The organism is Vibrio sp. V43_P6S15P86, assembly GCF_009904725.1.
Classification (GTDB): domain Bacteria; phylum Pseudomonadota; class Gammaproteobacteria; order Enterobacterales; family Vibrionaceae; genus Vibrio; species Vibrio diabolicus.
The window spans coordinates 1-556 of record NZ_WXWT01000281.1; the positions used below are offsets into that span (position 1 = coordinate 1).

Annotated in this window: 1 protein-coding gene; it reads left to right on the forward strand. The window is 41.0% G+C overall.

Annotation, left to right across the window (positions count from 1 at the left end; genetic code table 11):
* The first annotated feature begins 79 nt into the window (after nucleotides 1-79).
* Nucleotides 80-460 carry a nuclear transport factor 2 family protein gene (locus CAG69_RS12650; RefSeq protein ID WP_025818922.1) on the forward strand — a complete coding sequence of 127 codons (381 nt, stop codon included), beginning with the start codon at nucleotides 80-82 and terminating at the stop codon, nucleotides 458-460.
* Nucleotides 461-556 lie beyond the last annotated feature (96 nt).

Genomic DNA, 556 nt, shown 5'->3' on the forward strand with positions numbered 1-556 from the left:
GTGTTTACGGCACAATGACTTAGGTTAGGTGGTCGCGTTGTTCACCACTTAACGCGGCGTTAGGTGCTTGGAGGAAATAATGAATTCAAAGGAAGTTGTCCTAGCTTTTTGGGATGCGATGAAAACTAATGACTTTGCCAAAGCTAGTGAGTGGCTTAGTCCTAATTTCGAAGGCTTTTGGCCTCAATCAAATGAACTTACAGTGGGTAGAGAAAATTTCACAGCTATCAATTCTTATTACCCTGCAAATGGTGTTTGGGAGTTTGAAGTTCATTCGGTAGTCTGTGACGGTGCAACGGTCGTAACTGATGTATCGATTACAGATAGTGTTCAAAAAGCCCGCGCTATTACTTTTCATACCGTTGAAAACGGTTTAATCATCAAGCAAAAAGAATTCTGGCCTGATCCTATGGAAGCACAAGAATGGCGCTCAAAATGGGTAAAGGTCGTACATGAATAAGCTACGCACCTAACAAACAATTTAAGAGGGATTCCCAACGCTTGGCATTTTTGCTTCTACTTCAAATTAAGTGTTTATGACACAATGCTTTAGGTT